Source organism: Oscillibacter sp., assembly GCF_032060045.1.
Classification (GTDB): Bacteria; Bacillota; Clostridia; order Oscillospirales; family Oscillospiraceae; genus Oscillibacter.
In genome coordinates this window covers 6,470-9,719 of record NZ_DAMBZJ010000001.1, presented here as the reverse complement: position 1 = coordinate 9,719, position 3,250 = coordinate 6,470, and the positions used below count along the sequence as shown (strand labels likewise).

5 protein-coding genes are annotated in these 3,250 nt (G+C 56.9%); 4 read left to right on the top strand and 1 reads right to left on the bottom strand.

What is annotated here, in order from left to right; all coding sequences use genetic code 11:
* Positions 1–209: hypothetical protein (locus RT018_RS00055; protein WP_312938475.1), on the top strand; the 209-nt coding region annotated here is incomplete at its 5' end.
* Positions 210–285: 76 nt separating this feature from the next.
* Here the strand turns inward: RT018_RS00055 and RT018_RS00050 are convergent.
* Complete coding sequence (locus RT018_RS00050) at positions 286–1,047, bottom strand: hypothetical protein (RefSeq protein WP_312938474.1); 762 nt, start codon at positions 1,045–1,047, stop codon at positions 286–288.
* 216 nt (positions 1,048–1,263) lie between these two features.
* Here RT018_RS00050 and RT018_RS00045 point away from each other — a divergent pair, with 216 nt between their 5' ends.
* From RT018_RS00045 to RT018_RS00035, 3 genes are read left to right on the top strand one after another with little or no spacing between them, the layout of a single operon-like run.
* Positions 1,264–2,325, top strand: a complete 1,062-nt coding sequence (locus tag RT018_RS00045) for an FAD:protein FMN transferase (protein ID WP_312938473.1) — start codon at positions 1,264–1,266, stop codon at positions 2,323–2,325.
* Positions 2,291–2,695: a NusG domain II-containing protein gene (locus tag RT018_RS00040; RefSeq protein WP_312938472.1), complete on the top strand. Its 405-nt coding sequence runs from the start codon at positions 2,291–2,293 to the stop codon at positions 2,693–2,695. The genes RT018_RS00045 and RT018_RS00040 overlap by 35 nt, the downstream gene beginning before the upstream one ends.
* A gap of 4 nt (positions 2,696–2,699) precedes the next feature.
* The gene (locus RT018_RS00035) at positions 2,700–3,215 is read left to right on the top strand and encodes a Gx transporter family protein (RefSeq protein WP_312938471.1); all 516 of its coding nucleotides are present in this window, start codon (positions 2,700–2,702) and stop codon (positions 3,213–3,215) included.
* Positions 3,216–3,250 lie beyond the last annotated feature (35 nt).

Sequence of the window (3,250 nt, the reverse complement as noted above, 5' to 3'; positions counted from 1 at the left end):
CGGTGCTATCCCGGCTGGAAGCGGACATGGAAGTCTCCACCGCGCCCGTGCTTAGCAATTTCAGCGGTGGGAAAATTATCACCAGCCTGTCCCCGTGGGCGGAAGAGAACTGCGGCACGCTATCAGTTTCCAACTACCGCTTTCCTTGGAACCGGGTCTTTGAAATCGGCATGGACATTGACCGGGAAACAACCGCACCTCAAACCTAAACAAACGGAGCGCCGTGGGAAATTCCCACGGCGCTCCGCTTTTTTCATTTATGCAGTCCGTGTGTGTCTGATCGGCTTACAGTTCTTTGACCGTGTAGTACACCGCCAGAATAAAAATCGCAATGCCCAGCACCCAAATGGCATAATAGGCAATGGCCGCGCTGAACAGAGACAGCACCACGGCCGCGGCGGAAAGGCCACAGGAAACCATTAAAACCGTGGAGTCGGTGTCTTTGGGCAGAATCCGATACGCGCCAAGCATTCCGTCGGTCTGCTCCAGCTTCCGCGCCATCATAAACGCGGCAGCCAGCATAAGCAGATAAACACAAGCTCCCACAATGACAAGGACTCTCCACTGCTGGCTGTCAATCCCATGGCGGCAGACCCACGTGGCAAACAGGCCTGTCCCCAGAATCTTCATGGCGAAAAAACACTCCCGCGCATACAGGCACCAGAGCACTCCCAGCAGCATAACCGCCGCCGTAAGCACGGTGAGCACGGTCACGCCGGTGGGATACACCGCTTTGACCATCCAGTTTCCTCCAGAGAGAAACAGGCCCGCAAACACCGCTGTCCAAGCCGTTGTCTGCTTCCAGCCTTGTTCTTTTCTCCACAGCACCGCCAAGACCACACCCAGCGCCAGCAGCGCCACACCGATTCCCATCAGGATGGGCATGGCGGCGTCCCAGCTCAGCATCTGGTCTATGTTGCCGTTGACATAGTATTTCCGCGCCAACATCAGATAAATTTCTGCCAGACAGCCTCCGATAAAAAATTTAAGCGCACCGTTGAGGGGCGCATTGTTCCGCTTCAGTTCTTCCCTATCCTTTTTTTGCATATATCGCAACCTCCATGGGTTTTTCAAAATCAACGCTGTGAAATGCCCACGCATACCGTGTCATTTTAGCAGATTGTTCATCTCTTTGCAAGCGTTTTGGTGAAAAAAGCGACACAGGACGTCTTCTTTGCTTGTTTGACTGGAAAAACCGTGCTATACTGATAGTTCCCAAAGCTTCGGATTTTTGTCAAACTTTTAGAACAAGGAAGACGACACATGAGACGTTTGCTTGCTGCCGTGCTGTGCGCGGCGATGATCATGGGCCTTTCCGCCTGTGGGCAGGAGGATGGCGCTTCCGCCGAATTTTATGCCATGGATACCAATATGTCCGTCACCGCCTACGGCGGTGACGCGCAAAATGCGGTGGACGCGGTGCAGGATGCGCTGTACAGTTTGGATCTGCACCTTTCCCGCACACGCATGGACAGTGCCATTTCACGGTTGAATGCCGGGGCGAGCCTGCCTGCGGAGAACACGGATATCTCGCAGCTTATCACCACCGCCATTGAATACAGTGACGCGACCGACGGTGCGTTTGACATCACCGTGGCGCCGCTGGTTTCCGCCTGGGGCTTTACTACGGACCACTATCAGATTCCTACGCAAAAGGAGCTGGACGGCCTGCTGCCCCATGTGGGAAGCAGTCACATCCTCTTTGGCGAAGAGCGTGCAATCACTTTGGACGCAGGGACGAAGATTGATCTGGGCGGCATTGCCAAGGGATATGCCTCCGACCTGTGCGAACAGATTTTGTTTAAACATGGCGTGACGAGCGCTATGGTATATCTGGGAGGCAACATCTACGTCCGGGGCAGCAAACCGGACGGGACTGCGTGGCGAGTAGGCGTACAGAACCCCAAAAACGCCGCGGGCTTCGTGGGCGTTCTCTCCCTGACAGACGGCTACGCCATCACTTCCGGCGGCTATCAGCGGTATTTTGAGGAAAACGGCAAACGCTATCACCACATTCTGGACCCCGCCACCGGCTATCCAGCCGAAAGCGGCCTCACCTCCGTCACTGTGGTGACCCCCGCAAACGGAGACGAGCATGGCGATAGGCCCGGCCATGGCACCATGTGCGATGCGTTTTCCACCGCCCTGTTTGTGATGGGCGAGGAAAAAGCCGTGGAACTTTGGCGCTCCGGCGCCTATGATTTTCAGCTTGTTCTGGTGACGGAGAACGGGCGGGTGTTGGTGACCGACGGCCTTGCGGACAAATTTGAGCAGGAGGACGGCAGCGGCTATGCCTATGAGACAATTTCCCGAAATCCGGCCTAAGCCCGCCGATGCGCTGGTGGCGCTGTTTGTCATTCTGCTGGCCACCGTGCTGGCGCTTGGCGTGTGGAGACGTGGGGCCGGAAGTGGGCTTTCCGCGGTCATCTCCGTGAACGGACAAGTGACGGAGACGGTGAACCTCTCCCTTCTTGCCACGCCGGAGGTGCAGGAGCTGACGGCAAACGGTTATACCCTCCATCTCCGCCTGTCTTCTAAGGGGGCGGAGGTGCTGGAAGCCAACTGCCCCAATCAGGTGTGCGTCCGCACCGGGGCAATCCACCGGGCAGGACAAAGCGTGGTGTGTCTCCCGGCGCGGATTTCGGTTATGCTGACAGGAACCACGGAGAACGGCGTTGACGCCGTGTTAGGGTGATGGAATGAAATTGACTACGAAACAACTGACGCTGTGCGCTGTGCTTACCGCGCTGGCACTGGCGCTGAGCTATGCAGAAAACCTTCTCCCATTGTCCCTTGCCATTCCCCTGCCGGGGGTGAAGCTGGGGCTTGCAAACATCGTCACCGTCTTCGCGCTGTACGCGCTGGGGGCCGGGCAGGCGCTGTTGATTCTCATTGCCCGGTGCACGCTGGGGGCGCTATTTGCAGGAAATGTGAACGCGCTGCTATTCTCTCTGCTGGGTGGACTTTGTGCCATGGGCGCCATGTTCCTGCTTTCCCGATTCCGGCCTTTCTCGGTATACGGCGTGTCCGTGGGGGGCGCAGCGGCTCACAACTGCGGCCAGGTGGCGGCGGCGATTTTAACGCTTGGCAACGCGGCTCCCCTTTATTATCTTCCCTTACTGCTTGGGGTATCCCTGTTTACCGGGACTTTAACGGGCTTTGCGGCGGGACTTTTGTTCCGGGCGCTGGAGCACACCACTTTAATGAAAGCGTGAGCGTATGGACAGGAAAGACATCAGCAAAAAGGACC

Coding starts and splice junctions, on each gene's coding strand:
- RT018_RS00045 (WP_312938473.1), top strand. CDS start 1,264: ATGAGACGTTTGCTTGCTGCCGTGCTGTGCGCGGCGATGATCATGGGC.
- RT018_RS00040 (WP_312938472.1), top strand. CDS start 2,291: ATGCCTATGAGACAATTTCCCGAAATCCGGCCTAAGCCCGCCGATGCG.
- RT018_RS00050 (WP_312938474.1), bottom strand. CDS start 1,047: ATGCAAAAAAAGGATAGGGAAGAACTGAAGCGGAACAATGCGCCCCTC.
- RT018_RS00035 (WP_312938471.1), top strand. CDS start 2,700: ATGAAATTGACTACGAAACAACTGACGCTGTGCGCTGTGCTTACCGCG.